Consider the following 480-nt stretch of genomic DNA (forward strand, 5'->3'; position numbering starts at 1 on the left):
GATCCTGGCCACGAGCCGTGAACCGCTCGGTGTGCCGGGGGAGTCGCTGCGGCCGGTGGAGCCGCTGCCCGATCCCGTCGCGCTGCGCCTGCTCGGCGACCGCGGGGCCGCCGCCCGCCCGGGGTTCCGTACGGACGACGACCCGGCCGCGGCGGCCGAGATCTGCCGGCGCCTGGACGGGCTGCCGCTCGCGATCGAGCTGGCCGCCGCCCGGCTGCGACTGCTCACCCCGCGCCAGATCGCGGACCGGCTCGACGACCGCTTCCGCCTCCTGACCAGCGGCGCCCGTACGGTCCTGCCCCGCCAGCAGACCCTGCGCGCCGTCGTCGACTGGTCCTGGGACCTCCTCGACGAGCCCGAACGCACCGTCCTGCGCCGGCTGTCCGTGTTCGCGGGCGGCTGCGACCTCGCCGCCGCCGAGGCCGTCTGCGCCGACCCGTCCTACGACACCGCCGACGTCCTCGGCTCCCTCGTCGACAA

The 480-nt window shown here is 76.9% G+C and carries 1 protein-coding gene; it reads left to right on the forward strand.

Going from position 1 to position 480, the window contains the following annotated elements:
• Window positions 1-480, forward strand: a 480-nt coding sequence (locus IF88_RS0139680) for a hypothetical protein (protein WP_030724494.1), incomplete at both ends; no start/stop codon positions are given.

Source organism: Streptomyces sp. NRRL F-2580 (assembly GCF_000720115.1).
Lineage (GTDB): Bacteria > Actinomycetota > Actinomycetes > Streptomycetales > Streptomycetaceae > Streptomyces.